This window comes from Ensifer sp. SSB1 (genome assembly GCF_016652895.1).
Taxonomy (GTDB): Bacteria; Pseudomonadota; Alphaproteobacteria; order Rhizobiales; family Rhizobiaceae; genus Ensifer.
On record NZ_JAEPRP010000002.1, the window covers coordinates 16027 to 35575 of the forward strand.

Here is a 19549-nt window from a genome sequence, read left to right on the forward strand (position 1 = left end):
TCGGTTGCCAATTTTTGAGCTCGCTTCTTCTCTCCAGGGGACGCGAGCTCTTCTTTTTATAAGTTGTGCCGATTTGTTACTAATCCGGTCGACCTGGCGACTTACAGCGCCAGGTCTGTACCAAAACGGCACATCCGGCAGTGTCACATGCCGGCATTGTAGGCGGCAATCGCCGCCATGTTGACGATGTCGGAATCCTTGGCCGACATCGAAACGATCTGGATCGACTTGTCGAAGCCGACGAGCAGGGGGCCGATGACGGTCGAGCCGCCGAGTTCCTGCAGCATCTTGGTCGAGATCGATGCCGAGTGGAACGCCGGCATGACGAGCACGTTCGCCGTGCCCGAAAGGCGGCAGAACGGATACTGCTCCATGACACGGGCATTCAGCGCCACGTCGGCGGCCATTTCCCCGTCATATTCGAAGTCGACCCGGCGCTTGTCGAGGATGTTGACCGCTTCGCGCACCCGCTCGGAGCGTTCGCCCTGCGGATGGCCGAAGGTGGAATAGGCAAGCATCGCCACGCGCGGCACATAGCCGAGCCGCTTGGCGAGGCCGGCTGCTTCCTCGGCGATATCGGCAAGTTCTTCCGAGGAGGGCATGTCGTGCACGGCGGTGTCGGCGACCAGCACGGTGCGGCCGCGGCAGAGCGCGATCGAGACGCCAATGACACGATGGCCGGGCTTCGGATCGATGCAACGGCGGACGTCCTCGAGCGCGGTCGAGTAGTTGCGGGTGAGACCCGTGACCATGCCGTCGGCATCGCCGAGTGCGACCATGCAGGCGGCGAAGTGGTTGCGGTCGTTGTTGATCAGGCGCTGGGCGTCGCGGAACAGGAAGCCCTTCCGCTGCAGGCGGGCATAGAGATAGTCCGTATAGGCGCCGACGCGCTTGGAAAGACGTGCGTTGACGATCTGGATGCCGGGGCGATCGAGGTCGATCCCCTCGCGCTCCGCCGTCTCGCGCATACGCTCTTCGCGGCCGAGCAGGATGGCGGTGCCGAGCTGCTGGTTGGCATAGGCGATCGCCGAGCGCATGACCTGCACCTCTTCGCCTTCGGCAAAGACGATGCGCTTGGGCTGGCGCCGCACGCGCTCGTAGATGCGCTGCAGCGTCGAGGCGATCGGGTCGCGCCGGGCGGAAAGCTGGCGGCCATAGGCTTCGAGGTCGGTGATCGGCTTGCGCGCGACGCCGCTTTCGATCGCAGCCTTGGCGACCGCCATCGGGATCGCCGAGATCAGGCGTGGATCGAAGGGGACCGGGATGATGTATTGCGGGCCGAAGCGCGGGCGGTTGCCCTGATAGGCCGCGGCAACATCGTCAGGCACATCTTCCTTGGCAAGGCTTGCCAGCGCTACTGCGGCGGCAATCTTCATCTCGTCGTTGATCGTCGTGGCGCGCACGTCCAGCGCCCCGCGGAAGATATAGGGGAAGCCGAGCACGTTGTTGACCTGGTTCGGATAGTCCGAGCGGCCGGTGGCGACGATCGCGTCGTCGCGGATGCGGGCGACTTCCTCGGGCGTGATTTCCGGATCCGGGTTGGCCATGGCGAAGATGATCGGCCGTGGTGCCATCGAGCGTACCATGTCTTCCGACAGCGCACCCTTGGCGGAGAGGCCGAAGACCACGTCGGCGCCGTCGAGCGCTTCGGCGAGCGTGCGCCGATCGGTCTTGACGGCATGCGCCGACTTCCACTGGTTCATGCCCTCGGTGCGGCCTTCGAAGATGACGCCCTTGGTATCGCACAGGATGATGTTTTCCGAGGCAAAGCCCATGGACTTGATGAGCTCGATACAGGCGATGGCCGCAGCGCCGGCGCCATTGCAGACGAGCTTCGTCGTCTTGAAATCGCGGCCGGTCAGCGCCAGCGCATTGATGAGGCCGGCCGCGGCGATGATCGCGGTGCCGTGCTGGTCGTCGTGGAACACCGGGATGTCCATGACCTCGCGCAGTTTCTGCTCGATGATGAAACAGTCCGGCGCCTTGATGTCTTCGAGGTTGATGCCGCCGAAGGACGGGCCTAGGAAGCGCACGCAGTTGATGAACTCGTCGACGTTTTCGGTATCGACCTCAAGGTCGATCGAATCCACGTCGGCAAAGCGCTTGAACAGCACGGCCTTGCCTTCCATGACCGGCTTGGAGGCAAGCGCTCCGAGGTTGCCGAGGCCGAGAATGGCGGTGCCGTTCGAGATTACGGCCACCATGTTACCGCGTGTCGTATAGTCGTAGGCGGTGTTCGGATCCTCGGCGATCGCCTTGACCGGGACGGCAACGCCCGGCGAATAGGCAAGCGACAGGTCGCGCTGGGTGGCCATCGCCTTGGTGGGGGAAATCTCCAGCTTTCCGGGACGACCCTGCGAGTGAAAATCGAGCGCTTCCTGCGCGGTGACGCTCGTCATTGTGCGATCGGTCTTGTCGGTGGCCGGCATGTTTCCTCAATCCTCCTGTGGGCGAGCCTTGCGGCGCGCCTCTTTATGGTTGTCGTCTATAATTGCTTGGGGATAGTGTGCCATCTCTTTTTTCGGAACAATCATGAATTTCGTGACAGACCAATCGAACCGCGCCAGCGAGGTGTTGTCCGCAGCCGAACTGGCGACGGAGGAGAGCCGTTCCACCGCAACGCCGATGATGGAACAGTTCATCGAGATCAAGGCTAACAACCCGGATTCGCTGCTCTTTTACCGCATGGGTGACTTCTACGAGCTGTTCTTCCAGGATGCGGTAGAGGCATCGCGGGCGCTCGGCATCACGCTGACCAAGCGCGGCCAGCACATGGGGCAGGAAATCCCGATGTGCGGGGTGCCGGTGCATGCCGCCGACGATTACCTGCAGAAGCTGATCGGGCTCGGCTTCCGCGTTGCCGTGTGCGAGCAGGTCGAGTATCCGGCCGAGGCCAAGAAGCGCGGCAGCAAATCGGTCGTCCGCCGGGATGTCGTTCGGCTTGTTACGCCGGGAACGATCACGGAAGAGAAGCTTCTGTCTCCGTCGGAGACCAACTATCTGATGGCGCTGGCGCGGATCAAAAGCGGATCGGAGCCGGCATACGCGCTTGCCTGGATCGATATCTCCACCGGCATCTTCCGGTTGGCGGAAACCGCCGCAAGCCGTCTGCTCGCCGATATCCTGCGTATCGAGCCGCGCGAACTGATCCTTGCCGATACGGTGTTTCACGATCCGGAACTGAGGCCCGTCTTCGATGTGCTCGGCCGCGTCGCGGTGCCGCAGCCGGCGGTTCTGTTCGACAGCGCCACGGCCGAGGGCCGCATCGCCCGCTACTTCGGCGTCAAGACGCTCGACGGTTTCGGCACGTTCTCTCGCGCCGAGCTGGCCGCCGCTTCCGCGGCAATTTCCTATGTCGAGAAGACCCAGCTTGCCGAACGTCCGGCGCTCGGCACGCCGGAGCGCGAAAGCGCCGCCTCGACGCTGTTCATCGACCCGGCAACCCGCGGCAATCTCGAACTGGTGAAGACGCTTTCTGGTGCGCGCGAAGGCACGCTGTTGAAAGCGCTCGACCGCACCGTGACGAGCGGCGGCGCCCGGCTTCTTGCCGAACGGCTGATGTCGCCGCTGACCGACCCGGACCGCATCAATAAGCGTCTCGATTCGATCGAGATCCTTGCGGACCAGCCGTCCTTCGCCGGCGACCTGCGCGATGCGCTCAGGCGTGCGCCGGACATGCCGCGCGCCTTGTCGCGGTTGGCGCTTGGCCGCGGCGGTCCGCGTGACCTCGGTGCCATTCAGGCGGGCCTGCATGCGTCCGCGTCGATTTCGCGTTTGATGGCCGCGGGCACGCTGTCTGATGAGCTGAAGGAAGCACGCGCCGCGATCGATGCACTGCCCGCCGGCCTGCTCGGTCTGCTCGACGCAACGCTTGGCGAAGAGCTGCCGCTTCTGAAGCGTGACGGCGGTTTCGTCTGCGAAGGCGCCAATGCCGAACTCGACGAAGTCCGGGGGCTGCGCGACCAGTCGCGCCGGGTGATCGCCGGGCTGCAGCTGCAATATTCCGAAGAGACCGGCATTAAGTCGCTGAAGATCAAGCACAACAACGTGCTCGGCTACTTCATCGAGGTGACGGCCGGCAATGCGGGCTCGATGACCGATACGGATGCCGGACGTGCCCGCTTCATCCATCGCCAGACGATGGCGAATGCCATGCGCTTCACCACGACGGAACTGGCCGAGCTTGAAAGCAAGATCGCCAATGCCGCCGACCGGGCGCTTTCGATCGAGCTCGAGGCCTTCGATCAGATGACATCAGAGGTCGTCGCTGCCGCCGAGACGCTCAAGGCTGCTGCCTTGGCGCTTGCGACCGTCGATGTGTCGGTCGGTCTCGCTGTGCTTGCCGAGGAGCAGGCCTATGCTCGTCCCACTGTCGACCGCTCGCGCATGTTCGCAATCGACGGCGGCCGTCACCCTGTGGTCGAGCAGGCGCTGAAGCGCCAGGCAGCCAATGCCTTCGTCGCCAACGGCTGTGATCTCTCGCCACCGGAGGGCGAGGAGGGTGGCGCGATCTGGCTGCTCACCGGTCCCAACATGGGCGGTAAATCGACCTTTCTGCGCCAGAACGCGCTGATCGCGATCATGGCGCAGATGGGCACCTTCGTCCCTGCCGCGAGCGCCCATATCGGGATCGTCGACCGCCTGTTCTCCCGCGTCGGCGCCTCCGACGATCTGGCGCGCGGCCGCTCGACCTTCATGGTCGAGATGGTCGAGACGGCGGCGATCCTCAACCAGGCCACTGACCGTTCGCTGGTGATCCTCGACGAGATCGGCCGTGGCACCGCCACCTTCGACGGTCTGTCGATCGCCTGGGCGGCTGTCGAACACCTGCACGAGGCGAACCGCTGCCGCGGCCTCTTCGCCACCCACTTCCATGAGCTGACCGTGCTTTCGGAAAAACTCGCGCGGCTTTCCAACGCGACCATGCGCGTCAAGGAGTGGCACGGCGACGTGATCTTCCTGCACGAGGTCGGGCCTGGCGCTGCCGACCGCTCCTACGGCATTCAGGTCGCCCGCCTTGCCGGCCTGCCGGCTTCCGTCGTGGCGCGCGCCAAGGACGTGCTCGCCAAGCTCGAGGATGCCGACCGCAAGAACCCCGCGAGCCAGCTGATCGACGACCTGCCGCTCTTCCAGGTGGCGATCCGCCGCGAAGAGGTGAAGGCCGCCGGTCCGTCCAAGGTCGAGGACGCGTTGAAGGCGCTCAACCCCGACGACATGACGCCGCGCGAAGCGCTCGATGCGCTCTATGCGCTGAAGAAGGAACTGAGCGCCGCCAAGCCGGGATGAGGAAAGCCGTGTGCGGCTCTTTCCGCCCGCATCCCGCCAGCCGTTAAAACAGGCTGAGGCGGCGCGCGCCTTTTTCCTGTGCAGCTGTCGGTAAAAAGGCTATACAGCGCCGCGCGCCTTTGCCGGCGCGGCGATCGAAATTCTGTGTGGTCTTTATTCGGCCTCGGTCGCAAGGATCATGCAGGAGCGCTTGATCGCGAGCGACCACGCAACCAGTCGGACAGGACGCCCCTCGGCACTTCATGGGCAGACACGAAATATCTTTCCCCGAGATCCTCGACGTCGCAGCGCTGCGGGCGAAGTGCGACTTCATCGCTTCGGCCCATGCCGAACAGCGAGATCCGATGCGCCAGGCACTGCTGGCCGCCTTCAAGCAGGCGAATGTCGCCGGCCGCGCCAAGGCGCGCGAGCTGTTCAACGCCGACGGCGCCGGCATTCTCTGCGCCGAGCGCATTTCCTGGCTGCAGGATCAGCTGATCACCGTGCTGCACGATTTCGTGCTGAACGAGATCTTCGACGCCGCCAATGCGCCGCCGGCCTCCCGCATTGCGGTCGCCGCGGTCGGCGGTTATGGTCGCGGCACGCTGGCGCCGGGCTCGGACATCGACCTTCTGTTCCTGCTGCCGGTCAAGAAGGCCGTCTGGGCGGAGCCGGCGATCGAGTTCATGCTCTATATCCTCTGGGATCTGGGCTTCAAGGTCGGCCACGCCACCCGCACTATCGACGAGTGCATTCGTCTTTCGCGCGCCGACATGACGATCCGTACGGCCATTCTCGAAACGCGCTACATCTGCGGCTCCGAGACGCTGAGCGCCGAGCTCGAAACCCGTTTCGACCATGAGATCGTGCGCAACACCGGCCCCGATTTCATCGCCGCCAAGCTGGCCGAACGCGACGAGCGCCACCGCAAGGCGGGCGATACGCGTTATCTCGTCGAGCCGAACGTCAAGGAAGGCAAGGGCGGTCTTCGCGACCTGCACACGCTGTTCTGGATCGCCAAGTATTTCTACCGGCTCAAGGATACGGCCGACCTCGTCAAGCTCGGCGTTCTCTCACGGCAGGAATACAAGCTCTTCCAGAAGGCCGAGGACTTCCTCTGGGCGGTGCGCTGCCACATGCATTTCCTGACCGGCAAGGCGGAAGAGCGGCTTTCCTTTGACATCCAGCGTGAGATCGCCGAAGCGCTCGGCTATCACGATCACCCCGGCCTCTCCGCCGTCGAACGCTTCATGAAGCACTACTTCCTGGTGGCGAAGGACGTCGGCGACCTGACGCGCATCTTCTGTGCTGCGCTCGAAGATCAGCAGGCGAAGGATGCGCCCGGCATTTCCGGCATCATCGGCCGCTTCACCCACCGCAGCCGCAAGATCGCCGGGACGCTCGATTTCGTCGACGACGGCGGCCGCATTGCGCTCGCCAGCCCGGATATCTTCAAGCGCGATCCGGTCAACCTTCTGCGCTTCTTCCATATCGCCGACATCAACGGGCTCGAGTTCCATCCGGCAGCTTTGCGCCAGGTTACCCGCTCGCTGAGCTTGATCACGCCGCACCTGCGCGAGAACGACGAGGCGAACCGCCTGTTCCTGTCGATCCTCACCTCGCGCCGCAAGCCGGAACTGATCCTCAGGCGCATGAACGAGGCGGGCGTGCTTGGCCGCTTCATCCCGGATTTCGGCAAGATCGTCTCGATGATGCAGTTCAACATGTATCATCACTACACGGTCGACGAGCACCTGTTGCGCACCGTCGACGTTCTCTCGCGCATCGAGGGCGGCATCGAGGAAGAAGCCCATCCGCTGGTCGCCAAGCTGATGCCCGGGATCGAGGATCGCGAGGCGCTCTATGTGGCCGTGCTTCTGCACGACATCGCCAAGGGCCGGCCGGAGGATCATTCGACCGCCGGCGCCAAGGTGGCCCGCCGGCTCTGCCCGCGCTTCGGACTTTCGCCGAAGCAGACCGAACTCGTCGCCTGGCTGATCGAGGAACATCTGACGATGTCGATGGTTGCCCAGACGCGCGACCTCAACGACCGCAAGACCATCGTCGACTTTGCCGAACGGGTGCAATCGCTCGACCGGCTGAAGATGCTCCTGGTGCTGACGGTCTGCGATATCCGCGCCGTCGGCCCGGGCGTGTGGAACGGCTGGAAAGGTCAGCTGCTGCGCACGCTCTACTACGAAACCGAACTGCTGCTGTCGGGCGGCTTCTCGGAACTGTCGCGCAAGGAGCGCGCGGCGCACGCCGCTACCATGCTTGGCGACGCACTGACGGACTGGTCCGAAAAAGAGCGCGAGGCCTATGTGCGCCTGCACTATCAGCCCTATCTGCTGACGGTCGCGCTCGAAGATCAGGTGCGCCATGCGCGCTTCATCCGTGAGGCCGATGCCGCCGACCAGGCGCTGGCGACCATGGTGCGCACGCACCAGTTCCATGCGATCACCGAAATCACCGTGCTTTCGCCCGACCATCCGCGCCTGCTGACCGTGATTGCCGGCGCCTGCGCGGCCGCCGGCGCCAACATCGTCGACGCGCAGATCTTCACGACCTCGGATGGCCGCGCGCTGGATACGATCCTGATCAACCGCGAGTTCGCGGTGGATGGAGACGAGATGCGGCGCGCTGCCAGCATCGGCAAGCTGATCGAGGACGTGCTTGCCGGCCGCAAGCGCCTGCCGGAAGTCATCGCCAGCCGAACGAAGGTGAAGAAGCGCACCCGCGCCTTCACAGTGACGCCGGAAGTGACGATCAGCAACACGCTGTCGAACAAGTTCACGGTGATCGAGGTCGAGGGTCTCGACCGTCCGGGCCTCCTGTCCGAGATCACCGCGGTGTTGTCCGATCTCTCGCTCGATATTGCCTCGGCCCACATCACCACCTTCGGCGAGAAGGTGATCGATACCTTCTATGTCACCGATCTCGTCGGCCAGAAGGTAACGAGCGAAAACCGACAGATGAACATTGCCGCCCGCCTCAAGGCCGTCATGGCCGGCGAGGGTGACGAAGCCCGCGACCGCATGCCCTCCGGCATCATCGCGCCGCCACCGGGCATCTCCTCCGCTCAAAGAACGACAAAAGCCGAAACATGAGTCTGGTCAAGAAATTTGCAACCGTCGGCGGCGCGACCCTTGGAAGCCGCCTGTTCGGCTTCATCCGCGAAACCTTCATGGCGGCAGCGCTCGGCACCGGGCCGGTCGCCGACGCCTTCAACACGGCCTTCCGCCTGCCGAACACCTTCCGCCGGCTGTTTGCCGAAGGGGCTTTCAACTCCGCCTTCGTGCCGCTCTTTGCCAAGGAGATCGAGGCGAACGGCATGGAGGGCGCGCGACGCTTTTCCGAGGAAGTCTTCGGTGTCCTCTTCACCGTTCTGCTCTTTCTGACGATCGCAATGGAACTGACGATGCCCTTCATCGTCAGCAAACTGATCGCTCCCGGCTTCGCCGATGATCCGGAAAAGCTCGGCAATACGATCATGTTTGCCGGCATCATGTTCCCCTATCTCGCCTGCATGTCGCTGGCGGCGATGATGGGCGGCATGCTGAACTCGCTGCATCGCTTCTTCGCAGCAGCGATTGCGCCCGTCTTTCTCAATGTCATCCTGATCGGGGTGCTGGCCTATGCCTGGTATGCGGGTCAGGATCCGGTGGCCGTCGGCTACGCGCTTTCCTGGGGCGTCATGGCGGCCGGTCTGGTGCAGCTGGCGATCGTCTGGATCGCCGTGCGCGACGCCGGCATCAAGATCGGCCTTCGCCGGCCGAAGATGACCGCCAGCGTCAAGCGCCTGCTGGTGCTGGCCCTGCCGGCGGCAATTACCGGCGGCATCACCCAGATCAACCTCCTGATCAACACCAACATCGCCTCGAGCAGCGAAGGCGCGGTCTCGTCGCTGGTCTATGCGGATCGCATCTACCAGTTGCCGCTGGGTGTGGTCGGCATCGCCGTGGCGACCGTACTGCTGCCGGAACTCGCTCGTGCCCTTCGCTCCGGCAATCTCAACGAGGCGTCGAACCTGCAGAACCGCTCCGTCGAGTTCACGCTGTTCCTGACGTTGCCGGCCGCGGCCGCGCTGCTGGTCATGTCCGAGCCGATCGTCCGGCTGCTCTTCGAGCGCGGCAAGTTTGCGCCGGAATCGACCATCATCGTCGGCCATATCCTGGCGATCTACGGTCTCGGCCTGCCGGCGTTCGTGCTGATCAAAGCCTTCATTCCCGGCTTCTTCGCGCGAGAGGATACGCGCACGCCGATGATCTTCGCTGCCATCTCCGTCGTCGTGAACGTGTCGCTGGCGCTCACCCTGTTTCCGCGGCTCGGTGCCAGCGGCATAGCCACCGCCGAGATCGTCGCCGGCTGGGTCAATGCGGTCCTGCTGTTTGCAACGCTCGTCTGGCGCGGTCATTGGGGCAGGGATATCCCGTTGTTGACCCGCATTCCGCGCCTCGTCATCGCGGCCGCCGGCATGGCCGCCACGCTCTATTTCGCGATCGACTGGTTCGCCTTCGAACTCTCCTCCGCCGCGCCGCTCGTGACGCGGGCAGCAACCCTCTTCGGTCTGGTCTCGGCAGCGATGGTGGTCTACTTCGCGCTCGCCTTTGGCCTTGGCGGTGCCAGCCTCGGCATGATCCGCCGCAGCGTCAAGCGCAAGACGGCAGCACCGGCAGAGGCCGTCGCTGCATCGGAGGCAAGCGACTGATGCGCCAGACGATCGCACGCGTCGCCTTGGTCGTTCCGGACTACGATGCCGGCATTGGATTCTATTGCGGCAAGCTCGGCTTCGACCTCGTTGAAGATACCAGGCTCGACGACAGCAAGCGTTGGGTCGTCGTTCGTCCGAAGGGCGCGGTCGAGACTTCGCTGCTGCTCGCCAAGGCCGACGGCGAACGTCAGCAGGCGGCGATCGGCAACCAGACCGGTGGTCGCGTCGGCTTCTTCCTCTTCACCGACGATTTTGCCCGCGACCACGCAGCGATGCTGGCCGCCGGCGTCGTCTTTCTGGAGGCGCCGCGGCACGAACCCTACGGCGTCGTTGCCGTCTTCAGCGACCCGTTCGGCAACCAGTGGGATCTGCTGCAACCGGCGGCGTGATGGGGCTTCTCCGGGCCCCTTGATTGCCTCTCATCCTGCGTGCATAAGCCATGCCGTTAGCAACATGGGCGACAAAGGCCCTGGGGCCCTCCACCAGCCTATTGAGGACGACATGAACGAATTCAAGCCGCTCGTATTCTCCGGCGTTCAGCCGACGGGCAATCTCCATCTCGGTAATTATCTCGGCGCGATCCGCAAGTTCGTGGCGCTGCAGGAAAACAACGATTGCATCTACTGCGTCGTCGACCTGCATTCGATCACGGCGCAGCTCGTGCATGAGGACCTGAAGGGGCAGATCCGCTCGATCGCCGCCGCCTTCATCGCTTCGGGCATCGATCCGAAGAAGCATATCGTTTTCAATCAGTCCGCGGTGCCGCAGCACGCCGAACTCGCCTGGATCTTCAACTGCGTCGCCCGCATCGGCTGGATGAACCGCATGACGCAGTTCAAGGACAAGGCCGGCAAGGACCGCGAGAACGCCTCGCTTGGTCTGCTTGCCTATCCGAGCCTGATGGCGGCTGACATCCTCGTCTATCGTGCGACCCACGTTCCGGTCGGCGACGACCAGAAGCAGCACCTGGAACTGACGCGCGATATCGCCCAGAAGTTCAACATCGACTTCATGGAGCATATCCGCAGCGCCGGCTACGGTGTCGACATGGTCGTCGGCGAAGAGCCGATCCATGCCTACTTCCCGCCGGTCGAGCCGCTGATCGGCGGCGCGACTCCGCGTGTCATGTCGCTGCGCGACGGCACCAAGAAGATGTCGAAATCCGACCCGTCCGACCTTTCGCGCGTCAACCTGATGGACGACGCCGAAACGATCTCGAAGAAGATTCGCAAGGCCAAGACCGATCCGGACGCGCTTCCGAGCGAAGTGGATGGTTTGAAGGGGCGCCCGGAAGCGGAAAACCTCGTGGGCATCTACGCGGCGCTGTCGGACAAGACCAAGGAGCAGGTGTTGGCCGAATTCGGCGGGCAGCAGTTCTCGGTGTTCAAGCCGGCGCTCGTCGACCTCGCGGTCGAGGTCCTGTCGCCGATCACCACCGAAATGCGCCGCCTGATGGGCGACACAGCGCACATCGACGCGATCCTCAGGGATGGCGGCGAGCGCGCGCGTGCACGGGCCGAAAAGACGATGCGCGAAGTTCGCGAGATCATCGGCTTTCTGCAGTAAACCGGAAAAATAGGGTCTCCGCGCCCCAGTTCACGACGAGCGGGGCGCGGGCGCAAAGCCGCCCTCGCTTTCGTGGTCACGCTCCAAAAAGGCGAAAATGAGAGCTTGCGGCGGCTCGCCCGGGATGTAATGTTCACCCTATGGTCTCGACCCGACTCTCTCGACTTGAAGGTCACCGCCGCAAATTCATGGCGGTGATTGACGATACCCCGGAATGCGGGCGCGCCGTGCACTATGCGGGCATGCGCGCCAAGAATTCGAATGGCGGTCTCGTCCTGCTCTATGTGATCGCCGATGGCGACTTCCAGCAATGGCTGGGGGTCGAGGAAATCATGCGTGCGGAAGCGCGCGAGGAAGCCGAGGCGACTCTCGCCAAGGTGGCCCAGGCCGTCCGCGAGCGGATCGGCATCGAACCCGAGATCGTAATCCGCGAGGGGACTGCTACCGAGCAGATCCATGCGGCGATCGAGGAGGATCGCGACATTGCCATTCTGGTGCTGGCCGCCGGATCGGCAAAAGAGGGCCCGGGCCCCCTGGTGTCGTCGATCGCCGGCAAAGCAGCGGCCTTCCCGATCCCCGTCACGGTCATCCCCGATGCCTTGACGGACGAGGAGATCGACGCGCTCAGCTGATCGGTATCGGTTTTCACGGGCATGCGGGATGCGGCGGAAAACCGCGTACACTTTTGCTGATCCCGCTTCATGCGCTCTTGCGACCATGGAGCCATCCTCCTATATTCTTTTGAACTATTCTAAAGAGCTGGGCGAATGTCGCTCCCGGCGAAACGGAGACAGACATGTTCATTCAGACCGAAGCCACGCCGAACCCGGCCACGCTGAAGTTTTTGCCGGGCAAGGTTGTTATGGAAAACGGCACTGCCGAGTTCCGTGACGAGGAAGAAGCGCGCGCCGGCTCGCCGCTGGCGGCACGGCTGTTTTCGATCCCGGGCGTCACCGGCGTCTATTTCGGCTATGATTTCATCACCGTCAGCAAGGAAGGCCAGGAATGGCAGCACCTGAAGCCGGCGATTCTTGGTTCGATCATGGAACATTTCATGTCGGGCCAGCAGATCATGGCCGGCAGCGGTCGCGCCGAGCAGTCGGACCAGGAAGACGAGTTTTTCGACGAGGGAGACGAGACGATCGTTGCCACGATCAAGGAACTCCTGGAAACCCGCGTGCGCCCGGCCGTTGCTCAGGACGGTGGCGACATCACCTTCCGCGGCTTCAAGGACGGGACAGTTTTCCTCAACATGAAGGGTGCCTGCTCCGGTTGCCCGTCGTCCACCGCGACGCTGAAGCATGGCGTGCAGAACCTGCTGCGCCATTTCGTTCCCGAGGTGGAAGCCGTCGAGGCCGTCTGACATCGGACGCCGTCCGGCGTCTGAGCTAGGTGAGATGCGGGAAAGGATGCGCGGATTTCCGTCCGCATTCCGACCCAGCCGAGTAGTATCGATTTTGCCGCAAAGCCCCGCCGGCTTTGCGGCTTGTGGCGTCTGAAAGATCCAGCGTTGAAATGATTGTACTTGCGATCGACACGTCCGGCTCGGGCTGCTCCGCTGCCGTCTACGACAGCGAAACCGCCGTTGTGCTCGGGCGCTCCGGCGCCGATCTCGGCAAAGGTCATGCTGAGCGGCTGATGGAATTCGTCGACGAGGCGCTGGCCGTGGCCGGCCGATCGCTTGCCGACATCGACCGCATCGCGGTCACCGTCGGCCCTGGCTCGTTCACCGGCATTCGCGTCGGCGTGGCCACTGCCCGTGGTCTGGCGCTGGCGCTCGGCAAATCCGCTGTCGGCGTCTCGACGCTCGCGGTCCTGGCTGAAGGCATCCGCGCCGCGGCGCCGGGCAGGGAAGTTCTCGTCGCCATCGATGCCAAGCGGGACGAAGTCTATGTCCAGGCTTTCGACGCGACCGGTGCCGCCGCAAGTGAGCCAGAAGCGCTCTCCGTCGAAGGTGCGCGCGAGCGTTTCTCGGGTTTCGATGGCGTCATCGGCGGTTCCGGCGCCCATCTCGTTGGCCCGGATGCAGATGCCAAGGCCCCCGAATTCATCGATATTGCCTTCGTCGCCACGCTCGGCGCCGCTGCCGATCCAGCCTCGGCCAAGCCGCGACCGCTATATCTCAGAGGCCCCGACGCCAAGCCGCAGGCGGGCTTTGCGATTGCCCGAGCGTAGACCGAGATGAGCTTTACCGACTACTTCACCCGCCGCACCGAATTCGACATCTTCCCGCTGGAGGAAGCCGATCTGCTGGCTGCGGCAGCGCTGCATCGCCAACGGTTCGCTTCCCCCTGGAGCGATGGAGAAATTCACGCGCTGCTCGTGCAGGAGACGGTGTTCGGCTTTGTCGCCCGGCAGACCAATGGCAGCTTTCGCCCGGCCTTCGGCGGTTTCGTCCTGTCGCGCGCCGTCGCCGGCGAGGCCGAAATCCTGACGATCGGTGTCGAGCCGCGCTATGCACGCTCCGGCCTTGGCTGGCGGCTGATGCAGGCGGCGATGCGCGAGGCGCTGGTCAAGGGCTCCGAGGCGTTGTTCCTCGAAGTGGACGAGACCAATCAGGCGGCGATCGGGCTTTACCGTAAGCTCGGCTTCAACAAGGTCGGCGAACGCCGTGCCTATTACCAGGACAAGGCCGGCCAGCGGACCGCCGCGCTTGTCATGCGCCTCGATCTTCGCTAGTCCCAAGCGCATAAGAGCGCGATGAGGACAAGTGTATGCGGTATTCCGCCCGCATCCTGCTCTACTTTTTTGGTGTCGATCACGTCATGATTTCGGGTGGATTCGACCCAGGACCATCGTGATCCAAGGTCGCGCAGGAACTCTTTTCCCGGATGATCAATTGGCTACGGATAGCGATCTTCGCAGCGCTTCTGGCGCTGGTTTCGCTCGTCCTGATGCCGATCCAGATCGTCTGCCTCTGGCTAAACCTGAAACTGCGTCGCCGTTTGCCGCGATACTGGCACCGGCTCGCCTGCTACCTGCTCGGCATCAAGGTGCGGGTCCATGGCGAGGCGGAGCGCCGCCGGCCGTTGCTCATCTGCGCCAACCATGCCTCCTGGAAAGACGTTCTGGTGCTGTCTTCGGTCGCCGATGTCGTCTTCGTCGCCAAGTCCGAGGTGAAGGGCTGGCCGGTCTTTGGCGTCCTTGCCCGGCTGCAGGCGTCGATCTTCGTCGAGCGCGAGCAGAAGCGCTCGACCGGCAAGCAGGTGAACGAAATCGGCGAGCGCATGGCGGCGGGCGAGATCGTCGTACTCTTTCCGGAGGGAACGACGTCCGACGGCAACCGTCTGCTGGAGATCAAGACGTCGCTCTTCGGTGCTGCGGCTTCCGCCGTGCCGCATTCGCCGACCGGGCTCGTGCACGTGCAGCCAGTCGCCATCTCCTATACGGGCATCCACGGCATGCCGATGGGCCGCTTCAACCGGCCGATCGCCGCCTGGCCGGGCGATACCGAACTGGTCCCGCATCTGCTCGGGATCCTGCGCGAGGGTGCGATCGAGGTCGACGTCGATTTCGGTGAGGCCATCGACTACGACCGGCACACCAATCGCAAGGAAGTAAGCCGGAAGGTCGAGCAGCGCATCCGCAGCATGTTGTCGGATCGTTTGCGCGGAAGGGCCTGAAACCCTTTCGGCAACGGCGGCCATGCCGAAAATACTTCAACTTCAGACCGCTTTGCACTAAAGAACCCGGCATGACCCAGGAAACAGCCCTTCTGTCGACAACGCCCGTGACGGGCGAAGAGCGCGCACCGGCCCGCAAGGTCTTCGTCAAGACCTACGGCTGCCAGATGAACGTCTACGATTCCGACCGCATGTCGGATGCCTTGTCGCGTGATGGCTATGTCTCGACTGATGTGCTCGAGGATGCTGACTTCGTGCTCCTCAATACCTGTCACATTCGCGAGAAGGCGGCGGAGAAGGTCTATTCCGAGCTCGGCCGCCTGCGCGACCTGAAGAAGGCGAAGGCCAAGGAAGGCCGCGAGATGGTGATCGGCGTCGCCGGCTGCGTGGCGCAGGCCGAAGGCGACGAGATCCTCCGGCGCGCGCCGGCCGTCGATCTGGTGATCGGCCCGACCACCTATCATCGCCTGCCGGAAGCGCTGAAGCGGGCCCGCAACGGTGAGCGCGTCGTCCAGACGGACTATGCCGTCGAGGACAAGTTCGAGCACCTGCCGGCGCCCGACAAGGCAAAGACCCGCGCCCGCGGCGTCACCGCCTTCCTCACGGTGCAGGAAGGCTGCGACAAGTTCTGCACCTTCTGCGTCGTGCCCTATACGCGCGGATCCGAAGTTTCCCGCCCGGTGGCACAGATCGTCTCGGAAGCGGAAAAGCTGGTCGATGGCGGCGTCCGCGAAATCACTTTGCTCGGCCAGAACGTCAACGCCTGGCACGGCGTCGGCCCCGATGGCCGCGAATGGGGCCTCGGCGACCTGCTCACGCGTCTCGGCGAAATCGAGGGGCTCGCCCGGCTGCGCTACACCACCAGCCACCCGCGCGACATGGACGACAGCCTGATCGAGGCGCATCGCTCGATGGAAAAGCTGATGCCTTACCTGCACCTGCCGGTGCAGTCCGGCTCCGACCGCATCCTGAAGGCGATGAACCGGAGGCACACGGCGGCCGAATATCTGGCGCTGATCGAGCGCATCCGTGGGGTCCAGCCGGACCTCGCGCTATCGGGCGATTTCATCGTCGGCTTCCCCGGCGAGACCGACGAGGACTTTGAAGACACCATGCGGCTCGTCGAAGCCGTGGGTTATGCACAGGCATTTTCGTTCAAATATTCGACGCGTCCCGGCACGCCCGGCGCCGAGCTTGGCGACCAGGTTCCCGAGGAGGTGAAAGCCAAGCGCTTGGAAAAATTGCAGGCTTTGCTGTTTTCGCAGCAGCGCGCCTTCGCCGAATCCTGCGTCGGTCGCGAAATCGACCTGCTTTTGGAGAAGCAAGGGCGCATGCCGGGCCAGCTCGTCGGGCGTTCTCCGTGGCTGCAGCCCGTGAATGTTGATGCAAAAGCATCGCAAATCGGTGACATTATAAAGGTGCGAATCATCAAGGCCGGGCCGAACAGCCTGTTTGCAGAGATGATCGGGTAAGGACCGACAACAAGGAGCCTGAACCGCTTGAACGGACACGAATTGATCTCTTCATCATCGCGCCAGTCGAAAACCTCTGCGACAGACGCCAATCACTTCGTGCTGACATTCGAGAACAATCGGTTCGCCAGCGAACTCTTCGGCCAGTTCGACCAGAACTTGAAGCTACTTGAAGAGCGCCTGCGCATCGACGCCCGGCCGCGGGGCAATTCCGTCGCCATATCCGGTGACATCGTTGCCACCAATCAGGCGCGCCGCGCTCTCGATTATCTCTACGGACGATTGCAGAGCGGCGCATCGATCGATGCCTCTGACGTCGAGGGCGCGATCCGTATGGCGGTTGCCGCCGACGATCAGCTACAATTGCCGACCATGGAGCGTAAAGCCAAATTGACGATGGCGCAGATTTCGACGCGCAAGAAGACCATCGCGGCGCGCACACCGACGCAGGATGCCTATATCCGTGCGCTGGAGCGTTCCGAGCTCGTCTTCGGCGTGGGCCCCGCCGGTACCGGCAAGACCTATCTTGCCGTCGCCCATGCCGCACAGCTTCTGGAGCGCGGCGCCGTCGATCGTATCGTGCTCTCGCGTCCTGCCGTGGAAGCGGGCGAGCGCCTGGGCTTCCTGCCCGGCGACATGAAGGAGAAGGTCGATCCCTATCTCCGCCCGCTCTACGATGCGCTCTATGACATGATGCCGGGCGACAAGGTCGAACGCGCCATCACCGCCGGCGTCATTGAAATCGCGCCGCTCGCCTTCATGCGAGGCCGCACGCTCGCCAATGCCGCCGTCATCCTCGACGAGGCGCAGAACACCACATCGATGCAGATGAAGATGTTTCTGACCCGCCTCGGCGAAAACGGTCGCATGATCGTCACCGGCGATCCGAGCCAGGTCGACCTGCCGCGCGGCGTCAAGTCGGGTCTGGTCGAGGCTCTACAGATCCTCAGAGGTGTCGAGGGCGTTTCCGTGGTTCGCTTCAAGGACGTCGACGTCGTTCGCCATCCGATGGTGGCGCGCATCGTCAGGGCCTACGAGGCCCAGACGGCCGTGCACGATGAAAGCGAGCAGGGCGACCGCTGATCGGCGGTCGTCGCGATCATGACCGCATTGGATATCCAGATCAGCGTCGAAGAGGGCGATTGGCCCGACGAAGAGACGCTTCTCGCATTTTCTTCACCAGTGCTGGAAGCCGCAGCCGCCTTCCTCGCGGCGGAAGAGGGCCAGCCGTTCCCGAAGATGCAGCCCGAACTGTCGCTGGTCTTCACGGACGACGCTTCCATTCGGACGATCAACGCCGAATGGCGCAATCAGGACAAGCCGACCAATGTGCTGTCCTTTCCCGCCTTCCCGGTGACGCCGGGCGCGATGCCGGGGCCGATGCTGGGCGACATCATCGTCGCCCGCGAAACGCTCGAGCGCGAAGCCGTGGAACTCGAGAAGTCTTTCGATGCGCACCTGACGCATCTTCTCGTGCATGGATTCCTGCATCTTTTCGGTTATGATCATATGGCAGATGACGAAGCCGAAAGAATGGAAAGCCTGGAGACTCGCATTTTGGCGCGTCTTGGCTTATCTGACCCCTACGGGGATCGTACCCCGGATTAACAGTTTGGACCGATGAGCGATTACAAAACACAGCCTGTCGCGCTGACGACCGAGGAGGCAGAGGCCTCCGGAGAGGCGGAGGCGGGCAGTAGTAGCACCGCCACTCGACACGAGGGCACGAAATCCACTTCAACTTTCTGGAGCCGGGCCGCGCGCCTGCTGCGCGGCGCAAGCCCGTCGAGCTTGCGCGAAGATCTCGCCGACGCACTCCAGACGGATGCCGACAGTAACACGGCCTTCTCGCCCGGCGAACGGGCGATGCTCAACAACATTCTGCGTTTCCGCGAGATCAGGGTCGAGGACGTCATGGTCCCGCGTGCCGACATCGAAGCGGTCGACCAGAGCATCACCATCGGCGAACTGATGGTGATCTTCGAGGAGTCGGGCCGCTCGCGCATGCCGGTCTATAACGAAGGCCTCGATGATCCCCGAGGCATGGTGCACATCCGCGACCTGCTTTCCTACGTTACCAAGCAGGCCCGCAACCGTCGCCGCAACGGCAAGGCGCCCGCTGCCGCGACGGCTACCGGCGAAAAGACCGAGAAAACGCCCCGTTCGCCGAAGGCGAGCTTCGACCTCTCTCGCGTCGATCTCGGCAAGTCGCTGGAAGAAGCGGGTATCGTCCGCCAGCTGCTGTTCGTGCCGCCGTCGATGCTGGCGTCCGACCTGATGCAGCGCATGCAGGCCGCCCGCATCCAGATGGCGCTCGTCATCGATGAATATGGCGGAACCGATGGTCTCGTCTCGCTCGAGGACATCGTCGAGATGGTCGTCGGCGATATCGAAGACGAACACGACGACGACGAAGTGATGTTCGCCCGCACGTCGGACGACGTTTTCGTCGCCGACGCCCGCGTCGAACTGGAAGAAATCGCCGCAGCGATCGGTCCCGACTTCGATGTGCGCGAGCAGCTCGAGGACGTCGACACACTCGGCGGCCTGATCTTCGCTTCGCTTGGCCGCATTCCGGTGCGCGGTGAAGTCGTGCAGGCCATTCCGGGGTTCGAGTTCCAGATCCTCGACGCTGACCCGCGCCGCGTGAAACGCGTTCGCATCATGCGCAAGCGTCCGCCAGCTCGCCGCCGCGTGTCGCGACCGGAGGGCGAAATCGCTCCGGAGACAGTTCCCGTCAATCGTACCAATGGGGCTGCCCCCTCCGCGGCAGCCGACGAGCAATAATCGCTCCGCCCCGCGCGTTTCTTCGTGCGCGCGGGGGCGTATCTCCTGCCATCCGCTCCACGTCTCCCGGTTTGAAAGAGGACCGGGACGGATTGCAGCGGATCGCTGACCTGACGGAAGGACAT

Annotated in this window: 15 protein-coding genes; 14 read left to right on the forward strand and 1 reads right to left on the reverse strand. The window is 63.6% G+C overall.

Features of this window, described 5'->3' with window-relative positions; genetic code table 11:
- Positions 1-143: 143 nt before the first annotated feature.
- Entirely contained in the window at positions 144-2429 is a 2286-nt protein-coding gene (locus I8N66_RS00595) for an NADP-dependent malic enzyme (RefSeq protein ID WP_113536628.1), read from the reverse strand.
- A gap of 103 nt (positions 2430-2532) precedes the next feature.
- On the opposite strand from I8N66_RS00595, the gene mutS reads away from it, so the two are divergent.
- From mutS to I8N66_RS00665, 14 genes are all read left to right on the forward strand, one after another.
- A complete protein-coding gene (mutS, locus tag I8N66_RS00600) occupies positions 2533-5286 on the forward strand; it encodes a DNA mismatch repair protein MutS (RefSeq protein WP_291148435.1) in 2754 nt (917 codons plus the stop codon).
- 242 nt (positions 5287-5528) lie between these two features.
- Complete coding sequence (locus tag I8N66_RS00605; protein WP_291148438.1) at positions 5529-8372, forward strand: [protein-PII] uridylyltransferase; 2844 nt, start codon at positions 5529-5531, stop codon at positions 8370-8372.
- Positions 8369-9973, forward strand: coding sequence for a murein biosynthesis integral membrane protein MurJ (murJ, locus tag I8N66_RS00610; protein WP_291148442.1), 1605 nt, complete (start codon positions 8369-8371; stop codon positions 9971-9973). The genes I8N66_RS00605 and murJ overlap by 4 nt, the downstream gene beginning before the upstream one ends.
- Complete coding sequence (locus tag I8N66_RS00615) at positions 9973-10365, forward strand: VOC family protein (RefSeq protein WP_291148445.1); 393 nt, start codon at positions 9973-9975, stop codon at positions 10363-10365. Before murJ ends, I8N66_RS00615 begins: the two co-directional genes overlap by 1 nt.
- 112 nt (positions 10366-10477) lie before the next feature.
- A complete protein-coding gene (gene trpS / locus I8N66_RS00620) occupies positions 10478-11542 on the forward strand; it encodes a tryptophan--tRNA ligase (RefSeq protein WP_113536623.1) in 1065 nt (354 codons plus the stop codon).
- Between the two features lie 140 nt (positions 11543-11682).
- Positions 11683-12174, forward strand: a complete 492-nt coding sequence (locus tag I8N66_RS00625; protein WP_113536622.1) for a universal stress protein — start codon at positions 11683-11685, stop codon at positions 12172-12174.
- A gap of 164 nt (positions 12175-12338) precedes the next feature.
- Positions 12339-12905 carry a NifU family protein gene (locus I8N66_RS00630; protein ID WP_223726263.1) on the forward strand — a complete coding sequence of 189 codons (567 nt, stop codon included), beginning with the start codon at positions 12339-12341 and terminating at the stop codon, positions 12903-12905.
- A gap of 152 nt (positions 12906-13057) precedes the next feature.
- The gene (gene tsaB / locus I8N66_RS00635) at positions 13058-13717 is read left to right on the forward strand and encodes a tRNA (adenosine(37)-N6)-threonylcarbamoyltransferase complex dimerization subunit type 1 TsaB (RefSeq protein WP_113536620.1); all 660 of its coding nucleotides are present in this window, start codon (positions 13058-13060) and stop codon (positions 13715-13717) included.
- Positions 13718-13723: 6 nt separating this feature from the next.
- Entirely contained in the window at positions 13724-14221 is a 498-nt protein-coding gene (locus I8N66_RS00640) for an N-acetyltransferase (RefSeq protein WP_113536619.1), read from the forward strand.
- Positions 14222-14373: 152 nt separating this feature from the next.
- A complete protein-coding gene (locus I8N66_RS00645; protein WP_291148457.1) occupies positions 14374-15165 on the forward strand; it encodes a lysophospholipid acyltransferase family protein in 792 nt (263 codons plus the stop codon).
- Positions 15166-15236: 71 nt separating this feature from the next.
- Positions 15237-16637, forward strand: a complete 1401-nt coding sequence (gene miaB / locus I8N66_RS00650; RefSeq protein ID WP_291148459.1) for a tRNA (N6-isopentenyl adenosine(37)-C2)-methylthiotransferase MiaB — start codon at positions 15237-15239, stop codon at positions 16635-16637.
- A 27-nt stretch (positions 16638-16664) separates the two neighbouring features.
- The gene (locus I8N66_RS00655; RefSeq protein ID WP_291148461.1) at positions 16665-17720 is read left to right on the forward strand and encodes a PhoH family protein; all 1056 of its coding nucleotides are present in this window, start codon (positions 16665-16667) and stop codon (positions 17718-17720) included.
- 18 nt (positions 17721-17738) lie between these two features.
- Positions 17739-18245: an rRNA maturation RNase YbeY gene (gene ybeY, locus I8N66_RS00660; RefSeq protein ID WP_291148463.1), complete on the forward strand. Its 507-nt coding sequence runs from the start codon at positions 17739-17741 to the stop codon at positions 18243-18245.
- Between the two features lie 12 nt (positions 18246-18257).
- A complete protein-coding gene (locus tag I8N66_RS00665; protein ID WP_291148466.1) occupies positions 18258-19424 on the forward strand; it encodes a hemolysin family protein in 1167 nt (388 codons plus the stop codon).
- Positions 19425-19549 lie beyond the last annotated feature (125 nt).

Bases quoted from the DNA above. Each gene is read 5' to 3' on its own strand.
- I8N66_RS00595 (WP_113536628.1), bottom strand. From the start codon at position 2,429: ATGCCGGCCACCGACAAGACCGATCGCACAATGACGAGCGTCACCGCG.
- mutS (WP_291148435.1), top strand. From the start codon at position 2,533: ATGAATTTCGTGACAGACCAATCGAACCGCGCCAGCGAGGTGTTGTCC.
- I8N66_RS00605 (WP_291148438.1), top strand. From the start codon at position 5,529: ATGGGCAGACACGAAATATCTTTCCCCGAGATCCTCGACGTCGCAGCG.
- murJ (WP_291148442.1), top strand. From the start codon at position 8,369: ATGAGTCTGGTCAAGAAATTTGCAACCGTCGGCGGCGCGACCCTTGGA.
- I8N66_RS00615 (WP_291148445.1), top strand. From the start codon at position 9,973: ATGCGCCAGACGATCGCACGCGTCGCCTTGGTCGTTCCGGACTACGAT.
- trpS (WP_113536623.1), top strand. From the start codon at position 10,478: ATGAACGAATTCAAGCCGCTCGTATTCTCCGGCGTTCAGCCGACGGGC.
- I8N66_RS00625 (WP_113536622.1), top strand. From the start codon at position 11,683: ATGGTCTCGACCCGACTCTCTCGACTTGAAGGTCACCGCCGCAAATTC.
- I8N66_RS00630 (WP_223726263.1), top strand. From the start codon at position 12,339: ATGTTCATTCAGACCGAAGCCACGCCGAACCCGGCCACGCTGAAGTTT.
- tsaB (WP_113536620.1), top strand. From the start codon at position 13,058: ATGATTGTACTTGCGATCGACACGTCCGGCTCGGGCTGCTCCGCTGCC.
- I8N66_RS00640 (WP_113536619.1), top strand. From the start codon at position 13,724: ATGAGCTTTACCGACTACTTCACCCGCCGCACCGAATTCGACATCTTC.
- I8N66_RS00645 (WP_291148457.1), top strand. From the start codon at position 14,374: ATGATCAATTGGCTACGGATAGCGATCTTCGCAGCGCTTCTGGCGCTG.
- miaB (WP_291148459.1), top strand. From the start codon at position 15,237: ATGACCCAGGAAACAGCCCTTCTGTCGACAACGCCCGTGACGGGCGAA.
- ybeY (WP_291148463.1), top strand. From the start codon at position 17,739: ATGACCGCATTGGATATCCAGATCAGCGTCGAAGAGGGCGATTGGCCC.
- I8N66_RS00665 (WP_291148466.1), top strand. From the start codon at position 18,258: ATGAGCGATTACAAAACACAGCCTGTCGCGCTGACGACCGAGGAGGCA.